This window comes from Streptomyces coelicoflavus, from assembly GCF_003112555.1.
Classification (GTDB): Bacteria; Actinomycetota; Actinomycetes; order Streptomycetales; family Streptomycetaceae; genus Streptomyces; species Streptomyces coelicoflavus.
Window position 1 is genome coordinate 1 of sequence record NZ_BEWB01000028.1, and the last position, 24524, is coordinate 24524.

Sequence of the window (24524 nt, forward strand, 5' to 3'; positions counted from 1 at the left end):
CCAGCGGCCCCTTGCGTCGCGTCAAGGAGCCTGCAGGTCGCTCCCGGACAGCCCTCATCCCGCCGTTCGGCACCCTGGGGCGCTAGACACCCGCCTTACGCAGCTCTGGAGATTCCGCGCCCGCTGGGCAAGGCGACAGGTCAGCTCAACGAGGTCGGGCGGCGCGGAGGCGGTACCGCCCGCAGGAGCTCCCACAGGGGACGTGAGCCGGCTGCCCAGGCGGCCAGGGTCTGGCGGTCGACGACGTGCAGCCGCTGCTGCTTGGCGAACGTGACCGCCGGGCCGGTCACCCGGCCGTTGGTGACGATGACCGCGACGTCGGCGCCGTGGACCTGGCGGGCGGTTCCGTTGAGGACCTGGAGGTCGGGTGTGCCGACCGGTGAGCCGTGGGCGCCGTTGCGGCGGTGCTTGCACTGGATCACCCAGCGCCGCCCGTAGGGGTCGGTGGCTTTCACGTCGGCGCCGAGGTCGCCGCGGCCGCCGACCCGCTGGGCGTCCCGGCAGCCGTCGCGGTGCATCAGGTCCCGGACGGCGTCCTCGAAGCGGGTGTGGTGCAGCGCGTCGAGCTGCGGCAGTCCGTAGCGCAGGCCCTGCGCCCGCACCGCCTCCCACCGGGCGCGCTGCTGTCGGCCGGAGAGCCAGCCGACGCCGGCGAGGGCGGCGAGGACCAGGACGGCGACGAGAATCCACCAGTGGGCCAGCAGCCAGTTGACGACCATCACCGCCAGCCCGATACCGGCCGCCGTCACCACGGCGAAGACGAGCAGTTGCGCGTCGCGCTGCTGCTGCCGTCGGCCGGGCCGCCGGGTGCGCCGCCGCACCGGCCGTCGCCGGGTCACCGCTCCCACCGGATCGGGTAGGACACCGCCGGACGGGGCTGCGGCGCCCCGGCGGCGGAGGCGTGGTCCCACCGGATCGGGTACTGGACCGTGGTCTGCGGCCGCGGCGTGCTTCCCTCCCCCGCCGAGATGTCACTGGTGCCCAGCCCGACCACCGCCAGGGCCACCACAGCGATGACCATCGCGGCACCCCGCCGCACGTGATCCGGCCCCGCCGCGCGAAAACGCTTCGGTTCCCCTACCGGGGTCGTACCGTCTTCGCGAAGATCGTGAACCACCCGGGCACCGAGGCGAACAACTTCCTGGCGCGAGCGTTGAGGCAAGGCCGTTGAATGCACTCTCTGTTTACGGGGCATGAGGGTCGTGCGTTGGCCTGAGTACCGTCCGTGCGGCATTGATGAACTGGTCGCGGGACTGCTCGAACCCGGCGATCAGATTACGGCGATTGTTCGTCGCCGTCTCATCTTCCCCACCAGCACTCTTCTCCATCTCGGCGGCCAATCCCCAAAACGCTGAAGGTAGAGCGTTCCGACAAGCTTGCAGCGCCCGGCGGGCAGCCGCTACGTCTTCGGGCAGGTCCGCGTCGTCTCTGCCGAGCAAGCTTCCAACTCCAGCCTGCGACCGGACGTGATTCAAGTCCACGGAGGCCGAGTAAAGAGCCTGGACCTCCCTCGGGCAGTCGTCTTCGCGCGTCAGCGCGATCACGTCGTGCCAGGCGACGCGGCGCTCGAACAGCGCCTTGGCGAGGTAGGAGGCGCCGATCACTGCTCCCACCAAACTGTTGGTGTGCCTCGCGACATCGTCCGGTCCTTCGAGGCTGACGATAATGCCGGCGTTCTGAAGCTGGCTGATCTGGGCCTCGAACTCGGCGGTGCGCGCGTTCCGCTGGTCCGGCGGGATCTTGTTTGCGGTGGCGTCTTCGACGAGGAGCCGGGCGACATCGAGAGTGCGGCCTGCCGCCAGTAGCAGCGCTGCGTACGCCTCGCCGCGGGTGCTGCGCAGCCATTGGGCGTGCGCCTCGCCGCCGGAAGCACGGACGGCGTCCAAAGCGGCCCGATAGCTGGCCTCCGCTTGCGCGATGCCGGCGCGTGCCTGCCAGCGGCCAACGAGTACCGCCGCGGGTATGCCTACGGCAGCGACGGCCGCCGCAGCGACCGCGCCGATTCCTGCGAGATCCATGTCCACAGATCCTCCCCGCTAGGCGCCTACCGCGGGATAGAACTGCGGAATCGGTCCGCTCGCGGTGTCACTGACCGGCGGCAACCGCAACGACGTCACCCAGCTCGAGCCGCTGCTCGACAAGATTCCCGCCGTCGCGGGCCAGGTCGGCAGCCCCCGCCGTCGCCCCGACGCACTGCTGGCCGACCGCGGCTACGACCACGACAAGTACCGCCGCCTGCTCTGGCAACGAGGCATCCGCCCCGTGATCGCGAGACGGGGCGAGCCACACGGCACCGGCCCGGGCATCTTCCGCTACGTCGTCGAACGCACGATCGCCTGGCTGCACGGCTTCCACCGCCTGCGGATCCGCTGGGAACGACGCGACGACATCCACGAGGCCTTCCTCGGCCTCGCCGTCTGCCTGATCACCCACCACCACGTCCGACACCTTTGTTAGGACCTCTTACGGAGCACCCTCCTCTCCAAACACCTGCACGCGAGCTTGACGATGCGCCGGCGCATCACTCGCTGGCTACCTTCCTACACGCAAACCCTCGTGCGCCAGAAAGTCGAGAAAATCCGAAGCAACGGAATGGACTCTCCCGTCCTCGTGGTCTCGGAAATCGACACGGTCATTACAGCACCCCTCCACAACGGAGAATCCCCACCAGTCACCAGTACCAACCGGGGCGACAGCAATGAAGCCGGAACTGAGAAATTCTCGAGAGTTCACTCCCAGTAGATCATCTTCTTGGCTATCGGAGGCGATGATCGGCAGTAGATCAATAAATAGGAACTCTCCTCCTCCATGTCGCTTCATGAACTGCTTGTATTTTTCTGGTAGCTCCACTCCGAGCGTGTTCTCCGCTGTCGACAGCTCAGACTCTGAAGCAATTTGCCCCTCGAATACCTCGATGTCGCTTGAGCCAACCAGGGAAGCGCGTCTCACGCTTGCCCTGGATAGATGCTCTTCGAATTCATCAAACTCCACGCTCTCACCCGCCGATCACCCAGGCCAGTTATCGAACCAGTGCTCTGGGCTGTAAGTGCCCCAGCCTTGCTCTTGAGACCTATACCACCAGTGCAGCTGCGTGTCCTGGGTCCGCATGTCGCTGGTGACGCCTTGATTGTATAGGTTCCTGTGGAGATCAGTTCCGGCACCCCTATGTACATTCTGATCCAGTTCATGGATGGGAGCCCCCGGCATTTGATCTGCATGATGAATTTCAATGCGATCGCCTAGTTGCTTGGGGCGAAGCCCCAGTGATCCTCGAATAAGGTCACTCTTGGTCCACGGACCCGAATGGCGAGTTGGAGTATCAGCGGGGCCCTTCCCCGTTCCGCCGCAGTTGTGAACCAAGACTGGTGTGACGCCAGCGAGTACATAGTACGCGTGGATTTCGTCGATGGTCAGGTCATGCGTTCGTTGGCGCTTGGTGTAGTGCTCAACTGCGGTGACTTGGACGTGAGTGCCGGCACTGGTGCGCAGAAGCTGGCCTGGCTGGATGTGTCCCGCGTTGATCCACTGATGGCGATCGACGGTCCAGAACGGGTGCGTGTCGGTTGCGATGATGCTGGACGGTCCGTCACCTGTTGCTACGGTTAGTTCGGTGAAATTCTTGTCGTCCTCAGTCGTTATCGTGTCGACGACCTCTTTTTGGGTTGTTTCGCCGGTTTCCGCATCGGTGGTGACGACGGCGTCACCGATTTCAACGTCTTCGATTGCCTTGCGTGTTCCATCAGCGAGCAGGACACCTGTTCCCGGCAGGAAGCTGTGGCACAGAGATCCGATCTTGCTCGCAATGGAGAACCCGACGGCATTTCCGGCAGCACCCCATATGGCGCTTTCGAATTGACTCTTCAGTTGAGCGGAAGGGCTGTGGTCGGCATCTGGCGTCAAGGCGTTTTTGACGGCGTCACCTGCAGCACTTGCGATTCCACCGCACCCTGTGGCTGCTGCGAGTCCTGCTCCTCCGGTCGACAACCCGGCCCCTACGGCAGTGGAATAACACAGGCCTCCGACTACAACTTCGGTAACGACCTGGCCAATCGCCGCCTTATTCTTGGAGACCCATTCCGTTGTCTCATTCCATCCTTGCTTAAGACCGCAGGAAGAGTACCAACTGCATTCCTTACTGCTTCCCGACTCAACGTTCCCAGCGCTTCCCGTCCCCGCAGTTCCGCCACCCAAGCCGAGGTCGTTGAGAAACTCCTGGCCGCCGTCCGGCCCCCAGTCGTAGAACCGCTCATCGGTACAGCTGGTCGGGTCGCATCCGCTACCGCCCTGATCAAGGTGACGCATGAGTCCGGTGGGGTCACTTGTGGTGACGGGATTATTGGCGGCGTAGCTGTATCCGTTGAGGGTTTGTGTGTCTGCGGGGGCGAGGACGGGGTCGACGCTGATGAATTGGCCGATTGCGGGGTCGTATTCGCGTGCGCCGATATGGGTGAGGCCGGTGATGGTGTCTCGGGTTTTGCCGAGGAAGCCCTTGTCGTCGGGCCAGGGTCCGTACTGGGGTTTGCCGCGGTCTTCGCCGAAGGGGGTGGTGTAGCGCTTGGTGAAGGCCTGGGTGCTGTCTCGGTTGATGGCCAGGCTGGAGGTGCCGTGGTGGTCGCTGACGAGGTAGGTGACCTTGGTGGTGCCGGTCTGGTTGGAGCGTATGGCGACGGTGATGCCGTCGGCGGTGTAGTAGCGCTGGGCCCAGGTGGTGCCGTCGGCGCGGAGGTGGAGTTCGGTGGTGCCGGCGTAGAGGACGCGTTCGCCGTTTTCGGTGGTTCGGATGAGGAGGGTGCCGTCGGGGCCGTAGAGGTAGTCGGTGGACTGGTTGTTCTCGGTGAGGTGGGTGAGCTTGCCCTCTTCCGACCAGGTGAGGTTCTGAGCGGTGTCGTCCTTTACGCCCGGACGTCGGGTGGTGTTGCCGGTGGTGTCGTAGGTGTAGGTGCGCTCAGGGTTGGTGCAGTCGGTGGCGGTGGTGGTGCCGGTGAGGGTGTGGGGCTGGTCGGTGTTGGTGTAGCAGTAGGTGGTTTTGGTGGTGCTGGTACTGGTGTGTTCTGTTTCGGTGGTGCGTTGGCCTGCGGTGTTGTGGGTGTAGCTGGTCCAGTAGGAGGCCGGTCCCGCCAGTGCGGTGGCGCTGGGGACATCGGTGCACTTCTGGGAGGCGGGGGTCCAGGCTTGGGTCAGGCGCTGGTAGGCGTCGTAGGTGAAGCACTGGTTGTCGGTGGTGCTGGTGCCGCCGAGGGTGGTGTTGTCGCGGATCTGGGTGACGTTGCCGGACAGGTCGTAGGTGTAGGTGAGGTCCTGTGGCCGGTAGGAGTGGGTCTGGTCCTGGGTGTAGCTCTGGGTCAGGCGGCCGGTGCCTGCCTCGAAGGTGTTGGCGATGAAAACCTGGCTGTCGCCTGTGCCGTAGGTCAGCGCCTGCGGTTGTGTCAGGGCTGAGTAGTCGACGTCGGTGAGGTAGCTGCCGATCGCCGTCAGGTTGCCCAGGGCGTCGTGCTTGTAGTCGGTGTCCTCGTCGGGCAGGCCACCGAGCGCAGGTGCCCTCGTCCGCTGGATCTGGCCGGGGATGTTGTAGGCCGTCTCGGCCTTGATCGTGGCGGGCTGGCCAGCCTTGACGAAGGGGTCGTTGTCGGGCAGGCGCAGTTCGGTGTTGGTGGCGCGGCCCATGTTGTCGTAGGCGGTGATGACCTGCGTGTAGGCGGCGCCGTCCTTACCCCCGATGTAGCGGGTGGAGTCGGTGGGCAGGCCCTTGAGGAGGGTGTCGTAGGTGTAGCCGGTGAGCTGGTTCGCGTCGGTCTTCGAGCCGGCCCAGGTTGCGGTGGGGCGGCCGAGTTCGTCGTAGGCGCTCAGGATGGACTTGTCGCGGGAGTCGGTCGTTTTGATGACCTGGTCGAGGGCGTTGTACTGGGTGGTTGCCTTGCCTTTGTCGGGGTCGTCCGTGCTGGTCTGGCGGCCGAACAGGTCGTAGCCGTAGGACCAGGTGGCCTTGTCCGGGCCGGTGATGGTCTTCTGGCGGCCGTCGAGACCGTAGGTGTGCTTCGTCGTGGTGTAGCTGGTGCCGGGACCGGTGCCGAAGTCGCTGTCGGCGGGGCTTTTGCCGGCGTAGGTGCGGGTTTCGGTGGTGCGGCCGCGGATGTCGGTGATGGTGCGCTGGGCCGAGCCTCCGTCGAGGGCGGTGGTGGCGGTGGAGTCGCCGGTGTAGCTGGTGGTGGTGGACCACTTCTTGACGCCGTTGACGTACAGCGTGCTGCTGGTGGACCGGCCGGCGCCGTCGAAGACGCTTTCCGTCTGCTGGGGTGCGCGGCCGTACTCGGAGCGGGTGTAGGTGCTGTTGGGGGTGCTGGTGGTGTCGAAGATGTCCGCGTAGGTCTCGTAGGCCAGGCCGCGGGTGTCGTAGCGGGTGTCGGTGAGAAGCCGCCCGCCGTCGGGGGTCGGCGTCTGGGTCTGCAGCGGTCGCAGGAGGGAGTCGTAGAGCGCGTAGCTCGTGTTGTAGGTGTCGAGGGCGTTGGTCAGGGTCGAGGTCGACACCCACGTCGGCTTGGTGTTGTCGAGGTGGTAGGTGAACTTGACGCTTGGGCTCTGGCTGCCGCTGGAGCGGTTGGGCAGCCAGACGTCGGTGACGCGGCCGAGCGCGTCGTACTTCTGCTCGGTCTTCTTGGAGTTGATGTCGTAGCTGCGCAGGGCTTGGCCGCGACGTGGGTCGACGTAGGTTGCCGAGCGGTAGCCCTTGGGGTCGGTCGTCAGGGTTCTGGTCAGGGGGCCGGTGTCGGCGGGGGTGTAGGCGGTGGAGGTGGTGTGGCCGGCGGTGTCGGTGACGGCGAGGGGCCGTCCGAGGGTGTCGTAGGTGGTGGTGGCGGTGGTCTGCCAGCCGGAGGGCAGGCGCTGTCCGTCACTTGCGGCGGTGGTGGTGTAGCCGGTGGCGCGGCCGGTCCAGGTGGCCTGGCCCTTGGTGGGCTTCTGGGTGGCCAGCCAGGTGGTGGCGTCAGCCTTGTCGTAGACCGTCGCGGTATCGGCGAGGACGTCGCCGGTGGTGGTGCTGGTGGCGGGTAGGTCCAGGCTGGCGTCGGTAGCCGAGCACGTAGCGGTGACAGTGCGGGTGCGGGAGACCAGGCTGGTGATACCCAGGTCGGGGTTGCGGGCGTACCAGGTGCGGGTGCAGGTTTCGTCGCCGCCGAGGCCGGCCTGGCCCCAGTCGTCGGCGGCGTACACCATGCCGAGGGCGTCGTACTTCTGGCCGGTGGTGTGGGTGCGCCAGGTTTTTGAGCCGGTGAGGTAGGTGCTGGTGTAGGTGGAGGAGTTGCGCACCCACAGGGCGGTGTGGTCGACGGCGTCGGGGACGGTCTGGGTGGCGGTGTTCTTGTAGGTGTAGTTCTTGAAGACGCTGCTGATGGGCTGGTCGCCGTTGTAGGTGACCTGCTGGCGCAGTACCCCCTTGTACCGGTCGCTGTCGTAGGGGGCGGAGAAGTCGACGTCCGTATCGAGCAGCGGGGGCACGGTGACGGATTTGGTGGTGCCGTCCTTCTTCTTGTCGCCGTGCATGCCCTGCATGTAGAGGGAGACGGTCTTGGACCGGGTCTCGCCGACCTTGCCGGTGTAGGCGGTGACCTGGCGGTAGCCGCGCCAGTCGGACCAGGTCCGCTCGTCGTTCGGAGTGAACGGGTCGTCGTTGTAGTGCCAGGCCGCGCCGCTGTAGGAGTAGGCGTGCTCCACGGCCGGACTCCCGGCGGCGGTGTCATAGACGGCGACGCCGCTGACGCGGTACTTGTGGAACCAGTCGATCGCCGCGTCCTCGGCGCCGTTGATGTGCCAGTACTGCGGGTAGCAGGAGCGGGTGTTGGTGTCCGGTGCCGCGCCCAGGACCTCGCTGCGCTTGCACTCCGGCAGCGTCAGGGTCACGTCGGTGATCGCGCCGGTCTCGGAGGTGATGCTGGAGATCCGCGGGCGGGTCAGGGGCAGGATGTCGTCGGTGGCGTCGACCCGGTTGGGCCGCATCGTGTAGGTGAACGTGATCGGGTCGAGGGCGATGGCCGTGTCGCCGGCCTTCGCGGTCCGCTTGAGGTCGGTGAGGGCGAGGACCTGGTCGGAGCTGTCGCCGATGTCACCGCCGTCCAGGTACTTCTCGGTCAGGGCCCAGGAGTCCACCGGGTCGTAGGCGCTGGTGGTGGCGTTGTAGGAGGAGGTATCAATGCTGGTCAGGCGCTTGCGGGTGAAGAAGGACGGGCCGGCAGCGTTGCATTCGTCGTTGTCCTTGGAGCAGATCGCGTCGAACGGGATGTCCGGCCAGTTCTCGGCGGTGTCCTTGGTCAGGCTTTCGCATTTGGCGGCCGAGAGGGTGCAGCGTTCGGCGTACTTGAGGGTGACCTTGGCGTCGGCCTTGTCGGTGAACAGGGCATCCTTGCGCAGGCCGTACTCGATGCGGTCGAGGTGGCCGCCGCGGTCGTAGGGTGTGCTGGCCTTGGTCGCCTTGTTCTTCTTGTAGTAGTTCGATTCCTTGGTGTACCAGTATGTGGATGCGTTGCCGCGGGTGTCCTCGATGTAGTCGAGGTTCCATCGCCAGGCCTGGGTGAGGGCCCGGTCGGCGAAGGCGTCGCCGCTGCTGTAGCCGGGTTCGCCGGAGTCGTCGCCGAAGACCGGGACGGTCCAGGTCGAGTGCGTGCGCTGGCTGCCGGCGCCGTCGAGCTTGTTCTTGCCAAAGACGTACTTGGTGCCGTCGCCGGTGATGACCGTCCAGTACTCGCCGTTGTCGTCGCCGTTGTCGGCGCCGGTGGAGCGGGTCACCGTGGAGGCGTCGTCGTCCGCGAGGTGCCACTTGCCGCTGGAGTTGTCCTTGATCAGGCGGGTCGACTTGCCGTTCAGGACCAGGTTGGCGTTGTCGTACTTCCAGCACTGGTCGAAGACGTCGTCGTGACCGTCGTCGTCGCAGGAGCCGTAGGTGCGGGTGATGTAGGACTCCGTGAGGGTGAAGCCCTCACCCACCGATGTGGTCTGGTTGTTCGTCGTCGCCGTGCGGCCGTCGACACTGCCCGAGTCGTAGGACAGCGACAGCGGCGGTACCGGACCGGCTGCGGCGGGGGGCATGGTGAAGTCGTAGGACCAGGTGAAGGAGCCGGAGCTGCCGCCCGCCTGCCAGGACGAGGACTCCGACAGCTTCGTCGCCGAATAGTCGCCTGCGCCCTTGGGCGACTGGCCCGAGCCCGCGGAGGCGGCGGTGACCGCCAATACTGTGGCATTGGTGGCGGCGCTGCCGGTCTGGTGCAGGAGTTGGGTGGATGGCCCGTCCTGCGCTCCGGTGAGCAGGGTTTTCGCTGAGACGGTCTGGTTCTTGACGTCGTTGTCCGACGGCAGAGGCATCTGGGTCCGGCACTCCGCCTTGTCCGGGGTCGTCAGCACGCATGCGGGCAACTGCACGATCCGCAGACGCTGGGACCAGCCGCCGCCGATCGCCGAGGCGAACGCTGAGTAGTCCACACTCAGGCGTGCCGCGCCCGGGGTTTGAGCCGCAGCTGTCAGGAGGACACCGGTGACGCCTGCCTTGCGGGCCGCCTTCTGGTCCAGCACTGTGACCTGCGCGTCGCCCGCTGCCGCTCGGTCGGTCAAGGAACGCTGCTTGGCGGCGGGTGCGGCCGGTGCCAGCGTGACGGGGACGCCGGCCGGTGCGGCGGCACGTTGTGTGCCGGGCTTGAGGCTGATGGAGGCGGCGCCGTGTCCTGGCCAGTCGGCCTTCCGTTCCCCAGTGGCCCGTTCGGCCTGGGTGGCGTTGGCCTTGCGCTCCTTGGCTACCTTGGCGCGGGCTTTCTTCGCACCGGGCCCGTCGAAGGCCTTGACCTTGGTCGACGGTGTCTTGGGCGTGTCGGGCCGTCCCAGGCCGCCTGCCTCCGCGGCCTGGGCCACTTGCGCCAGACCGGTGGGCACGAGAAGAGCCAGCGCCAGGGACTGCGCGAGCAGCCGGCCTGCGCGGCGTGGCATCCTCTCGCTTCGCCGCCTTGAGGTGCCTATGCCAAAAGCCATCTTCCGCCCCACCCAAGTTCCAGAAGTTCAAGAAGTTCCGCACGGCGTACGCGTTGCGACGCCGGGTCTGCCGCGTTCGTCGGGTGCGGGCAGCCGCATCGGCGGCTGCCCGCACCCCTCGCCTCGTCAGTCGGCCACGGTGTCGCCGATCTGTTCCGAGGAGGCCATCGCGCCGGCCCAGACGCGGGCCTCCTCGAGGCTGGCGGGCAGGTAGTGCTGCCAGGTGTCCTTACTGAGCCCCTTGCCGAGGGCGAAGTCTCCCGAGCCCACCTTCGCCGTAAAGGCTTGGGGGTCGCCGTTGAGGTTGCGGCTCAGGTAGAGGCTGATCGTCCCGGACGGGGCATCGAAGACGCCGGTGAGGCGGACCATGCCATCCATTACGGCCTCCTCGCTGGAGGCGACCGCGTCGAACGTGCCGTTCGCGTTCAGCCGGCCGAAGCGCCAGTATCCCGTCGGTTCGGTCTTCTCCTCCATGGCTTCCGGGTCCCAGCCGGTCTTGTCCGCGCCTCGCTCGAACCAGATCCCCCACGCAGAGCCGTCCGCCGTGCGCTGGCCGAGGACCTGGCCGGTGTAACCGACCGGCTTGGCCAGGAGCTTGTCCGAGTCCAGGTCCACCAGCGCCGTGGCCGTGAACGAGCCTGTGTCGTCGACCACCGGTCCGGAAGCGACAGCCGCGTCGTCCGTGCCGTCGAACGCGATCACCTCACCAGCCACCTGCGCGCCGCCGGTCAGGGACAGCGACCGGTCGTAGCCGGAGGTGTCCGGGACGAGGGTGCCGCTGCCGCGGTCGGCCGACCAGTTGGCGACCAGTTCCACCGCCGCGCGGTCCGGGGAGTTCATCAGCCGAGCCTCATCGGCGATCAGCTCGTCGGTCAGGGCGTCCTGCCAGACAGTCACCTCGTCGATGGAACCGGCGAAGTAGTCGGTGTAGGCGTCGCGCCACAGCACGCGGCCGATCTGCAGACCGCCTTCTGCCGCCCACGCTGCGGACACCGTGTCGCTGCCCTGCAGCCGGCCGTTCACATAGAGACGGATCTGCTTCCTACTCGCGTCATACACCGCTGCGAGATGGGTCCACACGCCTCGAGAAGCAGGCTGAGTCGCCGTCACCTTCTGCTCGCTGATGTTGCCATCGGCCGCGTCCTTGGGGGACGTGCTCAGCGTCCACGTCTTGTCCGCTTCACGGTAGGTGAGGTAGAAACCGCTGTAGAAGCCGCCGTCTTGTCCCAGGACCGTCTGGTTGCGGGCCACACCCGGCTTGAGCATGGCCCACGCGGAGACCGTGTAAGAGGCACGGGTGTCCACCACCGGTGTGTTGGTGGCGGCGTAGTCCGCGGTTCCGTTTAGAGTCAGTCCCTTGTCCGTGACGGGCGTCGCACGTGGGTTGCCATCGTCGTCGTGGGTGAGCAGACCACGGCGCCCGCGCTCGTCATCCCGTACCGCCCCATGCAGGGTTGCGTCGTCGGGGCCGTCCACGGTGGCGGAGTCGGCTGCCGCCCCAGATGCCTCGTCGAAGTGGTACTCGCCGACCGCCTTGCCGCCCGAGGCCACGATGAAGTCCGTCACGGACTGCCCACCCCAGCCGAGACTGTCCTTGGCCCGTGCATACACGTGGTACAGCCCGCTTCGACCGGGCGTGACCGTTGCTGTGGCCGTGGCGCCCTTGATCTCGCCCGACCAGGCGGCATCGGAGGACAGCCTGTACTGGTAGGCGGTGTTCGCGTCCCCGGCGGCCGGCTTGAAGGTGAGGGTCGCCGGAACCCCGGGGCCGCCACCGGCCACACAGTCCGTGCTCTCGTCCACCTCGTTCTCGACGCACTCTGCGTAAGGGGCGGAGATGCTGACCTGCGGCGGCTTGGGCGGCATGGAGTCGATACGGAAGTAGCAGAACCCGGAAGGGGCGCTGGTCAGGTGGCTGGAGCCGTAGTACGACCACGTCCAGGCGTGGTACCTGTACAACTTGCCATCGGCGAGAGTCGACCAGTTCAGTGACACAGGGCGTCCGTCCTGGGCATAGGTGGTCGTGGGTGCCAGGGAGCCGTTGCCCGGGGCGACGTCCGTCCAGGTCTTGTCCGTGTTCTGCACGTCTACGTCGAAGTAGACCCGCAGGCGTGCGTCCTCTCCTCCGCCCGACTTGGCACGTGCTGTCGCCTTCAGCAAGGGGGTGGGGTCGGACATGATCGCAGGGTCGCTCTCCCTGGTGTTGCAGACCGGGGCCGTGCCGGTCCCGCCGCCCTGCAGTCCGACGGCACCTGGTTTCTCCGGCAGGCCCACGTAGTCGACCGCGAGGACCGCGTTGTCCTTGAACCGCTTCCACGCGGCGGTGTCCGACTCGTCGTGGGCGCGCAGTTCCAGTGTCAGTCTGGAGAAGTTGCCGGCCGCGAAGCTCTTCACGGTCGGGGTGAGGTTCTCGTTGGATTCCTCGGGGTTGTCGTTGAACTCGATCGGTGCGTCCGGCGAGTCGGGGTCACAGGCCGAGCCTCGGCCGGCGGACACCCACCGGTCGACCATCCAGTCCAGCTCCTTGGGCCGGGAGGACCAGGTGGTGGCCGAGGAGATGTTGTTCGTGCGGACCAGGTCCACCCAGCGCGGATCACACTGGAATGCCCACGGCTCCGTCACCCGGAACGTCGCGTCGAGAACCTGCTTGCCCTTCAGGTTGGCCGGTGAGAACTCGAAGTACAGACGCTGGACATAGCCCGGACCGCAGTAGTAGCCGTTCCAGGAGCCGCACTTGCCCACGCCTTTGCCCTGGCCGTCATCCCCGTTGCCCCAGCCGTAGGACTCGTAGCCGTCGCTGCGCAGCAGTGTGCGCTCCGACTCGCCCCAGGTCACGGTCGGGTCGATGAACAGCGGGAACGCCGACTCGTCGGTGGTGGTCAGCATGTCCGTGTCCGGGATCACCGACAGCGAGCCGTCTCCGACCTGGACGTCCATCCGGGCCACCGTGTCGCCCTGGCCCGGTTCCAGGCCCGAACCGGACGGCGCCGACTCCGACGGGTCCGCGGGCTCAGCCGTCGCAGTGGAGTCCGCGGTCACCAGCTGGGGTTGCGCACCCCCGGCGGTGTTCTGCCCGGCCGAGTCCCACATCCTGGCTGGCGGCGCCTTGAACACGGTGTTGCCGTTGCCGTCGAGGGCGGCCAGGTTGCCGGCCGCGCCCTCACGGACCGTGAGGTGACTGGTTTCCAGGCCGAAGGTGAGCCGTTCCAGTTCGTCGCTGGCCGCCGCCTCGGGCGTCTTCACGACGAAGACGGGCTGGAAGCTCTCCGGGGTCGCGGTGACCTGCAAGTCGACGCCCGGCAGCACTTCCGAGTAGACGGCACGGGAACCGTCCAGACTGGGTACGGGCAGCTTGCCCGGCCAGTCAAGGCCCAGGGACCGACCCCCGTCCTCGATCCGCGCGAGCGGGCCGGCCTCGCCGCCGCCGGAGAACGACATGCCAACGGCGGCGCCTTTCGGCCCTACCGTGCCGTCCGACCGCTTCTCCAACGTTGCGTCCGGCGCCTTCCAGCCACCGCCCGACGTCTGAACCCGCACCGGGACCGCCGACTCCTCCAACGTGAACGTCGAACCGTCCGGATTGGCGAACACGGTCGACTGCTCCGTACGCTCTCCGACCACCTCGACCCGCTCACCGGACTCCTGGGCCGCCGCAAGGGCCTTCTGCCCCTCCGACAGCTGCAGATCGGCTGCAGCGTCACCGGCACCGTAGGCCAGGGGCCCCGGTACGAGGGCCGCGACCACCGCAGCACACACGACCGCGGCCATGCCCCCAGCAGCCCTGCGGCCGCCCTGTCCAGCGGGTCTCCCCGCACGGGCCTCCGGTCTGGGCATCCCTGCTCGCCCACCACGCAACCGAGTCCACATCCCCGCCACACCCCGCCCACAAGATTCACAAAGTAGCCAGGAGTAACTAACGCCTCAGCAGAACGCCAGGTCAACAGGCAGGAAACGGACAACAACACGCCAAGTTCCGGAAGGCTACGTGAGGAACCCGACGTTTAACCAGGGTTGTACGCAACAAGATCACAGTTGCGCATCTGTACACACGGCGTTCCGGCTCCATCCCCCGGCGCGGTACGCCCCCGCAGCGAGCGTTCAGATCAGGATCGCCCAGCCCACTTGTGGATAGAGTCCAGCGATTCTCGGTGACACTGCGCGGGAGCTGGCCGTCGACGCCACCACTCGCGCGGGCCGGGCAGGCGCCTCCTACACGCGGACCTGGGCGAAGCCTCGAGGATCACTCGTCAGGCCGCCCGCAAGCGGTGGCCGGAGGCGATCGGCACGCACTGGTCGCTCTACCTCCTGACCGGCAAGAGCAGCCCGCACAGCAGGGCCGTCCAAGTGCTCCGCAGCAGCAAGCAGCAAGGCGATCGAACCCGGGCGCACCGCCCTGCGCGGCCGCTCGGACGTCGGCCGGCTCGCTGGCGAGCTGGGCGAGGTCCGGCTTCGGGCGCAGCAGAGCGAGCAGGCTTCGTTGACAGTCATCGGGTAGGAGGAGCCCGTGCGGTCCGCGCCGAGGCTCGGTCCGCGTCCCCGGCTGGGACGACGCACTGTCGACGGCACTCGGCGGGCGTGGTTGGTTTGCATCCAAGAACGAAGAGGATTCGTAACTAAAGCGTCGTCATTCTGATCAAATATGCATCCAAAAGCGAAGGGGTCGACCTATTGCAGGGTCGACCCCTTCGCGTGCCATTTCGCGCGCCAACGCGTCAGGCTTGTATTCCCTGTTCAGCTGGTTGGAGCCAAGGAAGCAGGGCACCGTCGCACTGGCGGCGGTGGTATGGGAAGCATGGCGGCCCGAATGGCATCTATTCCATCAACCGCGAGACGAAGCAGTTCAAAGCGTTTGTAGCTTACCGCCGTCAGGGCAGATCGCCAGCGGATACGCCTGGTCAGAGGTTGATCGAGAATGTCTCAATCGGATTGCGGGAGATTTCCGCATTGGGACGGTTCTGAAAGTCGGAGGCCTGCGTACCGCGATGTCGAGCTGGCCCGGCAGCGGACGCCCGTGGCGGCCGGGCCTCGGCCCACTGGAACTGGCCACCGAAGTGGTCCAGATGCGCACGGCCTGCTGGATCGTGATCGCGTACCTGTCCGGAATGAGGGACGCCGAGGTCCGGGAGCTCGCCCCCGACTGCGCGTTCACCGAGGACGGTCCGGACGGCCGTATCCGCCACAAGCTGCGCGGCCGGGTCCTCAAGGGCCGCAAGCTGACCGGTGAGGAAGCCGAATGGGTCGTGCTCGATGTTGTCCACCGAGCCGTCGCGCTGCTCGCCGCCGTCAACGACGACCCGACCCACCTGTTCGCCCACAAGGGCATGACCAGCAACAGCCTTGTCCTGTTCGGCTCGGTCAACAGACGCCTGAACGACTTCCGTGACCACCTCAACGAGCTGTTCAGCACCCCGGACACCCCCTACGTGCCGCTTCACACGGCCGCCCGGGCGCCGGATAACGACACGCCCGCTCACGACGAATCGGAGGGTGAGGAAGGGGAAGCGGAATGCGTGCCGTGGCGACTGAACACCCGGCAATTCCGCCGCACCCTGTCGAAGGCTATGCGGGCACCTCTTCCTCCGGGTTTGCCGCCGAGGTCGCCGCCGAACGCGCCATCGCCCAGCTGGACTACGTCGAGGACCTCTACCGCGACTGGAACGACGGCCACCGCACCAGCGGCGGCGCCGCCAGCCGCGTAAATGCCGAGTTCGACCGCATCCGCCGGGAACTGGGCGACCTGCCCGGCATCATCGCCAGTCCCGCTCGGCTACGCATCATGCTGCAACACCTGACGAAGACCCTTCACCCAGGCGTCCTCAACGACTGCTTCTATCAGCCCTCCACCGCTCTCTGCGCAAAGCGAGCCAAGCACGCGGGCCGCCCCTTGCCGCTCCTGACCATGTGCCTGACCTGTCCCAATGCCCGCCGCTCCAGCGTCCACCTCCCGCGTCTGACTACCGCCCGCGCCCAGGCCCAGCGCCCGCTCGACGCCCCGGCAGGGCTGTCCCGCCTCCAGACCGCCGCGCTGACCACGCACATCGCCGACCTCGACCACGCCATTGCAGAACTCACCGCCACCGGAACCCCCGACGCATGAATGACCTTTCGGCACTGCGGCTGCGACACGCCCTGGAACACGCCGGCACTCCCGTGCGGCCGGGCACCGACCAGGCTGTCGTGCACGCCTTCGAGCGGATCGTGACAGGCAGCCCCGAACACACCAGCGGCGCTCTGTCTGTCTCCACGCTGTGCACGGAAGCCGGCATCTCGCGCGCCACCTACTACCGCTCACCCCTGGCGAAGATCATCACCGAACTGCTCCGGACACCGGACGCGCCCCGCCCGCAGACGGACACCCTGACGGCGGACATCGCCCGCCTCAAGAAGGCCGACCGGACGCTGCGTTCGCAACACGCGGCCGAGCAACGGGAGGCGCGCGCAACCATCGCCGCCTACGCCAACCACATCCAGGCTCTGAGCCTGCGAAACGCCGAACTCGAAGCGGAGAATGCCACCCTGCGCGAAGCCCTCCACCGCGGCGGCTCCGTGGCATCCCTCCCCGTGACGGATCGAATGCTGCCGCCGGAATGACTGCCGCGCCTCTACTTCCTGCGAGGGCTTCTCTGCCCTTGATCAGGGAAAATAGGGCTGCCTTGAGGCCGGGTGCCGGGCAGTATGACGGTGTGGCTGATCTCCTGTGGGATGACGTGAAGTGCTTCTTCGATCCGGACCTGATGGGATCGCTACCGGACGTGAGTGTCCCTGATGCCTCGAGGAATAACTGGCAGGACGTACTGGATCTCGTCGTGGAGAAGGGCTGGAAGTGCCAATACTCCGAAGGAGAGAGGGTGCTTCCCCTGCCATGCCCCGGGCGGAGGCTGCACTGTCTCGACCAGCGGGTACTGAGTGCCCGAGCCAGCGTGTCTGGCTGAGAGCTGATGTGCTGGCGATCTTCCGCTTCTACTCAGACGAGGAGATCGATTTCGACGTTGATCTGCGCGAGTTGCAGGGGCAGGAGCGACTTGAACTTTTCTGCGGCTTCTTGCGGGACATCGGGCGGCGGTTGGGTTACTGGCTCTAACAAAAGCTGCTGATCATGAGGCTGTCGGCCTCTCCGGCCGTATGTCTGGGTATGGGAAACCGTCAGTCGCGACCGTGGATCGTGTCGGATGAACTGTGGTCGCTGATCGAGCCGTTGCTGCCGAAGCCGGGTCCGAAGAAGGCCAAGGGCAGACCGCGGGTGCCGGACCGGCAGACCCTGTGCGGGATCCTCTTCGTCCTGCACACCGACATCCAGTGGGAGTACCTTCCCCAAGAGCTCGGCTTCGGTTCGGGCATGACCTGCTGGCGACGCCTCGCGGCATGGAACGAGGCCGGCGTCTGGGACCAGCTCCACCAACTGCTGAACGAGCTGCGGTCGAAGAACCAGCTGGACTGGGAACGGGCGGTGATCGACTCCTCGCACGTCCGGGCAGCCCGACGGGGCCCGAAAGCGGGCCCAGCCCGGTCGACCGCGCACGGCCGGGCAGCAAGCACCACCTCATCGTCGACGGACAGGGCATCCCGCTCGCGGTGTCCCTGACCGGCGGAAACCGCAACGACGTCACCCAACTCGAGCCGCTGCTCGACAAGATCCCCGCCGTCGCAGGCAGGGTCGGCAGACCCCGCCGACGCCCCGACGCACTGCTGGCCGACCGCGGCTACGACCACGACAAATACCGCCGCCTGCTCTGGCAACGAGGCATCCGCCCCGTGATCGCCAGACGGGGCGAGCCCCACGGCACCGGCCTGGGCACCTTCCGCTACGTCGTCGAGCGCACCATCGCCTGGCTCCACGGCTTCCGCCGCCTACGCATCCGCTGGGAACGACGCGACGACATCCACGAAGCCTTCCTCGGACTCGCCACCTGCCTGATCACCCACCGCCACGTCCAACGCCTTTGTTAGGACCTCTTAGGGCAGGTGAAGTCCAGTGCGTCCCAGTCGGCCGCCACGTATCGGTCCTCTCGTCGACGATCAAAGGTCAACCATCCCTGCGGTGGAGGTGGTTGCAGTGTGGCACCGAGCACTGACACAGCGCGCTCGGCCGCTGGTCACCGGTTTGGCTTTGCCCGGCTCCTCGGCCCGCCCTGCCCCCGTACGACGACCTGGAAGCCCCGCTTGCTAAGTTCAACCGACCCCCGGGCAGGCGGGGCTGGCGGACGTTGAAAAACGGCACCCCGTGCGACGTTGCTCTCCCGCCGTAGCGACGAGCTGCGCACTCGGTCAAAACCCGGGCGGTGACGCGAAAAATGACTACGCTGGCCGCGTTGTGCGGGCTGTGACCCATCTGATGCCGCCCGTCCACTGCCGCCGCTGAATCCTCGCGGTCCGGCCCCACCCCTCACCACGATCCCTTGCACAAGGGCCCCGCTGCCGTCGGCACGGGGCCCTTTGGCATGCCCGAAAACCACCGAACCGGAGGCAGTCCCGTGGCCGAGCCGCGCTTCACCGACCCCGAACTGACTGCGATCTGGGACTTCCTGCGCCCCAGTCCCAGCCCGGCCCCCGCCGCAGACCTCGCCCGAGCCCCGCACCGGCGCACGCCCGATGCCCAGGAGATCGCCGCCCGGGAGGGTCTCGATCTCGGTCTGGAACTGCGACACGCCCTTCGTCGGCGCCGCCAGCCGTCGAAGGCACATCCTCGGCTTGCCCCGCCGGCGGCAGGGACCTCCGGCAGCCCCACGCGGCAGCCAGGCCCCGCAACCACCCGCGCCGTGGAACGCTCCCGCGTGATGCGGCGCATCGCCCAGTTCGCGCCCGGGCTCCGTCACCACCAGCTCCGCGAACGCACGACCGCATGGGACGCACTCCAGCTCACGCCACCGGAGCTGGAGACCTGGATGAGGGCACTGGGCGTAGACGGCGCCGCGACCGTACGGGCGTGCCGGGCCTTCGGTATCGGGCCCGCCGCCCTCGATGTCGTCCTCGGCGGCCGGCAGGTCCGCCGCCGGCTGCGCGAGGGCATGACGGTCACCGCCCTGCTGGCTCTGGCCGCCGAGCGCGGCATCGACCTGCGCCGACGATGACCCACGACGAGCCGCAGGCAACGCCTGCCGGCGAGTCCGGCCGTCCGAGCTGGGCAGCGGCGGGCCGCCTACCGGGGGCCCGACTCAATAGAGGTCTACAACGACCTGGCCGTCGGCACGTACACCTGGGTTCCCGACGACGCTCACCCCGGCCCCGCAGCCGCCGAGATGGAGAACCTGCCCGCCCCCTGGCCCACGGACTGGACGCTGTGCCTGGACGTCGAGTGCGGGATGCGCGACGAGACCGTGCTGCACCGGCTGTACGGCACCGATCCCGTGCTCAGCTGAGCACGGGATCGGTGATCCTCGCCGGGCGGCCCGCGCTGCGCGAGCGGCATGCTCGCGCAGCGCGGCCTCGGAGGGTGGTGGCGGGCCTGCGGGCGTCAGGTGGTGGTGGGCCAGGTCCGCAGCAGAGCGGCGATCTTCCCTGCGGTGCAGGCGGGGTCAAGGAGCAGGTCCTTCAGGGCGATGGCGTCCTCACGGCCGGGTTTGACGGAGATCCCGGCGGCTTCGAGGTACATGACGCCGGACGCGGCGGCGACGGCCATGTTGGAGCGCTCCAGCCAGCGGCACCGGCCCAGGGCGTGCACCAGGGCGGCGGCTTTGGCGTAAGGGCCGCCGTAGACGGGCTGCTCGAACAGTTCGGCGCGGTGGCGGGCGACTGCCGAGATGGGAACGCCGTAGTCGTCGGGGGCTGGATCGTGCGCCCCGGCGGCCTCGGCGACGTGCAGGATCCAGGGAACGTCGATGTGCAGGTCCATCAGGCCGCGCGTGCTCCCCTGGGTGTTTGCTGGGCTTGTTCGGCCTCGTCGAAAACGGCCTGGTGTTCGGCCAGGAAGCGGGCGGCCGCGTCCACCGCTCGGGCGCGCAGGCCGCTGGCATCGTCCTGTACCAGCCTGGCGAGGTAGTCCCCGATACTCAGTCCCAGGTCGGCGGCGCGTTTCTTCGCGAGTTCCGCAACGTCCTCATCCACGCGCGCGCCCTAGCTGTGTCTTCGCCATACCAGCATGGAACAGGTGTTACCGGAACAGGAGGGTGCTGACCCGGCGCTCTCCGTCCAGTCCCCGTCGGAGGGGGGCGGGTGACCAGGCCCTCATGACCAGCGTCCAGTCGCCGGCCAGCCACTCGGGGCGGGTCCTCGGTACTGGCGTTGTCACCGCTGGCCCGGGAGGTCGCACAAGCAGCGGGAACGCACAGCCTTCAGGGTGCTCGCAGGTTCGGCGCGCGCGGGCGGGGGTGAGCTGCCGCAGGTGAGCGCGGCCGGGCCGGTGCCGCCCTGGCGGAGCCTGCCTCACTCGGGAAGACGCTCCAACCAGGTCTCCAGAGTTGCAGTCATCGCTCGCAGCTCTTGCATGAGTCCCACGACGTCGTCCTGGCTGGAGAGCCGGCCGGTCTCGCCGGTCGCCTCGACCTCGATGTGGGGCGCACCCGGCGCGCCGTCCGGCCACGTGCCGGATGTCAGGGTCAGCATGAACTCCAGCCAGCCCGCCCGGCCGTGGCGGGGAACGGCAAGGCCGGCCCCATCACCATGTGCACGACGTCCTCGAGAGACGCGGCACCTGCGTCTGCCTGGTGCTTCCAGCCGCACCAAGCAGGGCAGGTTAAGGGCGGAAGGGCCGGTTGCGCCGTGGCAGTGTCCACGACTGTGCATCATGCCTGTTACGCCACTTTCTGTACCGGAAGGCACGCCGGAGGCTCCCGTGAGCCGACGGGGCGAGGCGGCCAGAGCTGAGCGCGTTGGCGCCGGAACTAGGCCATGTCTCCCAACTGCTCTGGGGTACTGAGACATGAGGGTTTCCGCCGTGCTCGTAGACTTATGACGTGGCATTCATGAGCACCCCGCACTGCTGCTTCCTGTGATCGGAAGGCGCTGAGGGCGATGCCAGACGGCGTCGCCCTCCTTGGTGTGCCTGCTGCGCGAACCACGTCCCGATGCTGCCCGTTCATTTCTGAGGCAGTGACGCTCTGATCGCACAGGCACGATCCCTTTCCTTCACCCCTTCCCAGGAGTGCCTCGTGCCCATGTCGCTTCCCCCTGCCCTCGATCTGTCCCTCGACCTGCTGCGTTGCCCGGCGTGCCGTACGCGCCGCCTGCACCCTGGCCACGGTGCACTGCGTTGCCCGGTGGGCCATACCTTCGACATTGCCCGGCACGGCTATGCCAGCCTGCTGACGGGTACCCGCGCCACCAGCGGCGACGACGCGGCCATGGTCCAGGCCCGGGGCCGCTTTCTGTCCACCGGCGCCTACGCGCCCATCCGCGAAGTCGGGGCCGGCCTGGCGACCGATGTCGTGTCCGAGCAGGGCACGGTGGTGGATGTGGGGTGCGGCACGGGTTACTACTTGGCTGGCGTACTCGACCAGCTGCCTGGCGCCCGCGGTCTGGGACTGGAGACATCGGTGCGCGCGCTGCGCTTGGCGGCCCGTGCCCACGACCGAGCTGCTGCGGTGGCCTGGGACGTCTTCCGTCCCTTCCCGCTGGCCGACGGGGCGGCCGATGTCGTGCTGGACGTGTTCGCCCCACGCAACCCGGCCGAGTTCCACCGCGTGCTGCGTCCGACCGGTCGGCTGATTGTGGTCCGACCCACCGGGCGGCACTTGGCCGAGTTGCATGGCCAGATGCCTGCAATGATCACGATCGATCCGGCCAAGGAGCAGCGCCTCCGCCGAGCGCTCGACCCCTTCTTCGAGGCCGTCGTCACCGAGCAGGTGGAGTACTCCGTTCCCTTGACCAAGCTGAATGCCCTGGACCTGGTTGGGATGACGCCGAGCGCACGCCACGTGAGCCGCGCAGACCTCAACGACGGCGGCGTCCTGCCCGATCAGGTCACTGTCTCCGTGCTGGCCACCGCCTACCGGCCCCGGTGACCACGAGCGGGCGCATGCGCCTGCTGACCGACGAGCAATGGACACGCCTGGTGCCCTGCCTTCCCCGCAGCGCGGGGAAGGCAGGGCGTCCGTTCGCCGACCACCGCCGCATCGTCGAAGGGATCATTTATCGGTACCGCACGGGCATTCCCTGGAGAGATCTGCCCCGCCAAGCATTCGGCCGCTGGGCGGGCCCGGACACCGACAGGGGTGGAGAGGGTCCAAGGACGCGATGAGCACCTGGGTGGGTAGAGGGCCGGGGCGTGTCACACCGCGGGCCGGTCCGCGCGGAACGCGGTCCCCAGGAGTGTGCCGGCGACGCGCGGTCCGCGCGCTCAGTTCGGCCGCTCGTATTCGTCGACCGTCCCGTCTCCGTTGTCGTCGTACATGTAGTCGTAAGCATCGCCGTAGTTGTGCCGGTAGCGCATACACGTGCCCTCAGCGCGCAGTTCGGGCTCGCCGTCGTAGTAGTCGAGGTGGAGGGTGACCCGGATGCCGTCGTCGAGGGTGGCGGTGATGCCGTTGTCGACCTTCTCGACGGTGCGGCCGTCCTCGCGCCAGGTGGCCCGGAGGGATGCCAGCGCCGCGCGGTAGTCGTCGTCGCTGGCGAAGTCCAGGTCCCAGGTCAAGATGGGTTCGGCCCGGCTGACGCCGGTGTCGTCGAACCCGAAGCCGTCCACGCACGAGCTACTGCCCTGCCGGGAGGCGTACGGCTCCTTGGCCGGTACAGGGGAGAGCGCGCGGTAGGCATCCTCGCCGGCCCGGGTGGTGGCCCGGACATGGTCACGGAACTCCTCAGTACTGTGAACGGGCCCTCCTTGTACCGTCTCGCACGCCTTGGCCGTCAGCCCGATGAGAGCCACCAGGGCGACACCGAGCACGGGGACCACGATCTTCGACTTCATGCCGTCGATCAAAGCCGCCGGGCGGAACGCGGGACAGCGCTCTGCTACTCAGCCAGTCTGAGCAGCAGCACCCAGACCATGTTGTCCAGCCACGGTGAGGGCTTTTCATACGTGACGGCCGAGTCCCACGACCTCACATCACAGCTCCAGAAGGCGGCCGCGTGGGACGTCGCGTTCAAGGCCGGTTCACCGCGACGGGTCGCGCCGTTGCCACGCCTGCTCGACTGCGGCGAAGAAGTCGGCGTGCCCCTGTCGCTGCTGCCAGGTGAACATGATCGCCGGATTGCCAGCCACCGTCTTCTCCGGCGACATCGACGCTGCCCGAAGCGAACCGTCATCCTGCGCTGTCAGCAAATGTATGTGCCCGTTCACCTGACAGGTCGGTTCCCTGCGCGGGATTTTCAGTACGTCGCCGAGTAGAACCGTGCTGCTCCGGTTACCTCCCAGTCGCGCGACCAGCGGTCGCTTGAAGTCCACTCGATCCTCGTGCAACGTCACCGTCGCCATATAGCCCTTGAACACTCGCGGCTCTCCACCGCCCTTGGACAAGTCCATGCGTGGCAGTGTGCCCTCTAGTACTCCAGTGCGACTTCGTGATCTATCCGGTCGCGGGTGCGGCGAGTCGTCGCTCGTAGTGGCTGCGCCGGGCTGTGGCCTGGTGGTTCTGCGCCAGTTTGACCAGTGCAGCAGCTTGCGCGGGGATGTATTCGGTGGGCTCAGCAGGGTGCCGAGCAGGTGGCGGATTTCGGGAACGGTCAGGTCGATAGAGTCTGAACTGCGAGCGGTCCGGTTCGGTTGTGCGGTCCTGGCTGGTGTCGCGTCGGCAGCGAGGGCGGCCAGGAATGCCAGGGCGAGCACGGCCAGCGTGATGTGCCGATGCCAGGCGGCCCAGTGGCGGACCTGGTAGTGATCCAGGCCGATCTGGCCTTTCGCGGCCTGGAAGCACTCCTCGATGCACCACCTGGTCCCGGCCACCCTGACCAACTCGGACAGCGGCACCCGTTTTGGGGACCAGCACAGGTAGAAGGCGAGTTCGCCGCTGCTCGGATTGCGGCGGATCATGCTGCCCTGCTCCTTGTGGGTGGTGTGGTCGGTGCCTTCGAGGGATTGTGCGGAGGGCAGGAGCGCCAGGTCGAGGAGGGTTCTGAGGGTTTGGCGGTCGAGGCCGCTGTCGAGGTGGAGGGAGCGCCGTAGGAGGGCTCCGACGTCCTTGGGGTCGGTTGCGAAGCGCACACGGGCCTCCAGGCAGATCTCGCCGAGTGGGGCGGGACATCGGACGCCGGCATCGCCGAGCAGGTCTTCGAGCTCGTTGCGATCGCCCAGGGCGACTGGGCGCATCAGGCCGTCGCGAGAGCGGTCGGCCCCGCATCGGCCCGCGAGATCGAGTCAGCGCTTGAGCCCGTCGATGAGGCCGGAGCGATCCAACTGATGACCAACATGTCGGCCTTCGATCTCGTCTACTCGCACCACCCTCTCCGGGATCCCGATCACGCCAGGCGGGCAGCCACGCGGGGGGCGAAACTGCTCGGTCGGGGCACGAGCTGGGTCACGAACACTGAGGCGATAGGCAACAGCCGCGCGTGGACGCCCGTCACCCGGCACGGCATCGACGTCGTCGTTGCCGGAACCATCGCCGAGTTCTCCGTGTTCCTTCTCACCCTCGGCGACGACTAGTGCC

At 67.4% G+C, this 24524-nt stretch carries 19 protein-coding genes and 4 pseudogenes; 8 read left to right on the forward strand and 15 right to left on the reverse strand.

Annotated features, from left to right (window positions below; genetic code table 11):
* Positions 1-140 precede the first annotated feature (140 nt).
* The 3 genes from Sco07f_RS39215 to Sco07f_RS39225 form a co-directional block, all read right to left on the reverse strand.
* The gene (locus tag Sco07f_RS39215; RefSeq protein WP_108990754.1) at positions 141-839 is read right to left on the reverse strand and encodes a restriction endonuclease; all 699 of its coding nucleotides are present in this window, start codon (positions 837-839) and stop codon (positions 141-143) included.
* Complete coding sequence (locus Sco07f_RS39980; protein ID WP_159107059.1) at positions 836-1021, reverse strand: hypothetical protein; 186 nt, start codon at positions 1019-1021, stop codon at positions 836-838. The genes Sco07f_RS39215 and Sco07f_RS39980 overlap by 4 nt, the downstream gene beginning before the upstream one ends.
* 163 nt (positions 1022-1184) lie before the next feature.
* Positions 1185-2018: a hypothetical protein gene (locus Sco07f_RS39225; protein WP_159107060.1), complete on the reverse strand. Its 834-nt coding sequence runs from the start codon at positions 2016-2018 to the stop codon at positions 1185-1187.
* 55 nt (positions 2019-2073) lie between these two features.
* On the opposite strand from Sco07f_RS39225, the pseudogene Sco07f_RS39230 reads away from it, so the two are divergent.
* A pseudogene (locus tag Sco07f_RS39230) lies at positions 2074-2457 on the forward strand (transposase); the annotation flags it as partial.
* A gap of 75 nt (positions 2458-2532) precedes the next feature.
* Here Sco07f_RS39230 and Sco07f_RS39235 read toward each other — a convergent pair.
* From Sco07f_RS39235 to Sco07f_RS39250, 4 genes are all read right to left on the reverse strand, one after another.
* Entirely contained in the window at positions 2533-2991 is a 459-nt protein-coding gene (locus tag Sco07f_RS39235) for an SMI1/KNR4 family protein (protein ID WP_108990757.1), read from the reverse strand.
* Positions 2992-3006: 15 nt separating this feature from the next.
* Entirely contained in the window at positions 3007-9963 is a 6957-nt protein-coding gene (locus Sco07f_RS39240; RefSeq protein WP_244942263.1) for an RHS repeat-associated core domain-containing protein, read from the reverse strand.
* Between the two features lie 168 nt (positions 9964-10131).
* A complete protein-coding gene (locus tag Sco07f_RS39245; protein ID WP_108990759.1) occupies positions 10132-13773 on the reverse strand; it encodes a laminin G domain-containing protein in 3642 nt (1213 codons plus the stop codon).
* A gap of 1127 nt (positions 13774-14900) precedes the next feature.
* Entirely contained in the window at positions 14901-15392 is a 492-nt protein-coding gene (locus tag Sco07f_RS39250) for a hypothetical protein (protein ID WP_159107062.1), read from the reverse strand.
* A 128-nt stretch (positions 15393-15520) separates the two neighbouring features.
* On the opposite strand from Sco07f_RS39250, the gene Sco07f_RS39255 reads away from it, so the two are divergent.
* The 5 genes and pseudogenes from Sco07f_RS39255 to Sco07f_RS39275 all read left to right on the forward strand — a co-directional run bounded on the left by Sco07f_RS39255 (position 15521) and on the right by Sco07f_RS39275 (position 19073).
* A complete protein-coding gene (locus Sco07f_RS39255; RefSeq protein WP_159107063.1) occupies positions 15521-16102 on the forward strand; it encodes a hypothetical protein in 582 nt (193 codons plus the stop codon).
* An 80-nt stretch (positions 16103-16182) separates the two neighbouring features.
* A complete protein-coding gene (locus Sco07f_RS39260) occupies positions 16183-16596 on the forward strand; it encodes a hypothetical protein (RefSeq protein WP_159107064.1) in 414 nt (137 codons plus the stop codon).
* Between the two features lie 92 nt (positions 16597-16688).
* Positions 16689-17074 (forward strand): annotated as a pseudogene (locus tag Sco07f_RS39265) (hypothetical protein); the annotation flags it as partial.
* 63 nt (positions 17075-17137) lie between these two features.
* A protein-coding gene (locus tag Sco07f_RS39270; protein WP_439959714.1) for an IS5 family transposase occupies positions 17138-17952 on the forward strand; the annotation gives its coding sequence in 2 pieces (ribosomal slippage) (positions 17138-17498 and positions 17498-17952; 816 coding nt in all).
* A 524-nt stretch (positions 17953-18476) separates the two neighbouring features.
* Positions 18477-19073, forward strand: a complete 597-nt coding sequence (locus Sco07f_RS39275) for a hypothetical protein (protein ID WP_108990763.1) — start codon at positions 18477-18479, stop codon at positions 19071-19073.
* A gap of 383 nt (positions 19074-19456) precedes the next feature.
* On the opposite strand, the gene Sco07f_RS39280 is transcribed toward Sco07f_RS39275, so the two are convergent.
* The 4 genes from Sco07f_RS39280 to Sco07f_RS41420 form a co-directional block, all read right to left on the reverse strand.
* Positions 19457-19834, reverse strand: coding sequence for a fic family toxin-antitoxin system, toxin component (locus tag Sco07f_RS39280; RefSeq protein WP_108990764.1), 378 nt, complete (start codon positions 19832-19834; stop codon positions 19457-19459).
* Positions 19834-20046, reverse strand: coding sequence for a hypothetical protein (locus Sco07f_RS39285; protein ID WP_244942266.1), 213 nt, complete (start codon positions 20044-20046; stop codon positions 19834-19836). Before Sco07f_RS39285 ends, Sco07f_RS39280 begins: the two co-directional genes overlap by 1 nt.
* 318 nt (positions 20047-20364) lie before the next feature.
* Positions 20365-20544, reverse strand: a complete 180-nt coding sequence (locus Sco07f_RS39290) for a hypothetical protein (protein WP_108990765.1) — start codon at positions 20542-20544, stop codon at positions 20365-20367.
* Positions 20538-20714 (reverse strand): hypothetical protein, encoded by a 177-nt coding sequence (locus Sco07f_RS41420; protein WP_439959715.1) that lies wholly within the window; start codon positions 20712-20714, stop codon positions 20538-20540. Before Sco07f_RS41420 ends, Sco07f_RS39290 begins: the two co-directional genes overlap by 7 nt.
* 375 nt (positions 20715-21089) lie before the next feature.
* Here Sco07f_RS41420 and Sco07f_RS39295 point away from each other — a divergent pair, with 375 nt between their 5' ends.
* Complete coding sequence (locus Sco07f_RS39295) at positions 21090-21941, forward strand: methyltransferase domain-containing protein (protein WP_174855485.1); 852 nt, start codon at positions 21090-21092, stop codon at positions 21939-21941.
* 14 nt (positions 21942-21955) lie between these two features.
* Positions 21956-22129 (forward strand): annotated as a pseudogene (locus tag Sco07f_RS39300) (transposase); the annotation flags it as partial.
* 147 nt (positions 22130-22276) lie between these two features.
* Here Sco07f_RS39300 and Sco07f_RS39305 read toward each other — a convergent pair.
* The 4 genes and pseudogenes from Sco07f_RS39305 to Sco07f_RS40410 all read right to left on the reverse strand — a co-directional run.
* Positions 22277-22846: a hypothetical protein gene (locus Sco07f_RS39305; RefSeq protein WP_159107065.1), complete on the reverse strand. Its 570-nt coding sequence runs from the start codon at positions 22844-22846 to the stop codon at positions 22277-22279.
* 186 nt (positions 22847-23032) lie between these two features.
* A complete protein-coding gene (locus Sco07f_RS41425) occupies positions 23033-23401 on the reverse strand; it encodes a hypothetical protein (RefSeq protein ID WP_439959716.1) in 369 nt (122 codons plus the stop codon).
* Positions 23402-23444: 43 nt separating this feature from the next.
* Positions 23445-23908, reverse strand: a pseudogene (locus Sco07f_RS41430) (IS701 family transposase); the annotation flags it as partial.
* A 324-nt stretch (positions 23909-24232) separates the two neighbouring features.
* The coding region (locus tag Sco07f_RS40410; protein ID WP_218030766.1) for a hypothetical protein at positions 24233-24524 on the reverse strand (292 nt) is incomplete at its 5' end.

Bases quoted from the DNA above. Each gene is read 5' to 3' on its own strand.
- Sco07f_RS39240 (WP_244942263.1), bottom strand. From the start codon at position 9,963: ATGCCACGCCGCGCAGGCCGGCTGCTCGCGCAGTCCCTGGCGCTGGCT.
- Sco07f_RS39225 (WP_159107060.1), bottom strand. From the start codon at position 2,018: ATGGATCTCGCAGGAATCGGCGCGGTCGCTGCGGCGGCCGTCGCTGCC.
- Sco07f_RS39280 (WP_108990764.1), bottom strand. From the start codon at position 19,834: ATGGACCTGCACATCGACGTTCCCTGGATCCTGCACGTCGCCGAGGCC.
- Sco07f_RS39290 (WP_108990765.1), bottom strand. From the start codon at position 20,544: ATGCTGACCCTGACATCCGGCACGTGGCCGGACGGCGCGCCGGGTGCG.
- Sco07f_RS39980 (WP_159107059.1), bottom strand. From the start codon at position 1,021: ATGGTCATCGCTGTGGTGGCCCTGGCGGTGGTCGGGCTGGGCACCAGT.
- Sco07f_RS39245 (WP_108990759.1), bottom strand. From the start codon at position 13,773: ATGGCCGCGGTCGTGTGTGCTGCGGTGGTCGCGGCCCTCGTACCGGGG.
- Sco07f_RS41425 (WP_439959716.1), bottom strand. From the start codon at position 23,401: ATGGACTTGTCCAAGGGCGGTGGAGAGCCGCGAGTGTTCAAGGGCTAT.
- Sco07f_RS39305 (WP_159107065.1), bottom strand. From the start codon at position 22,846: ATGAAGTCGAAGATCGTGGTCCCCGTGCTCGGTGTCGCCCTGGTGGCT.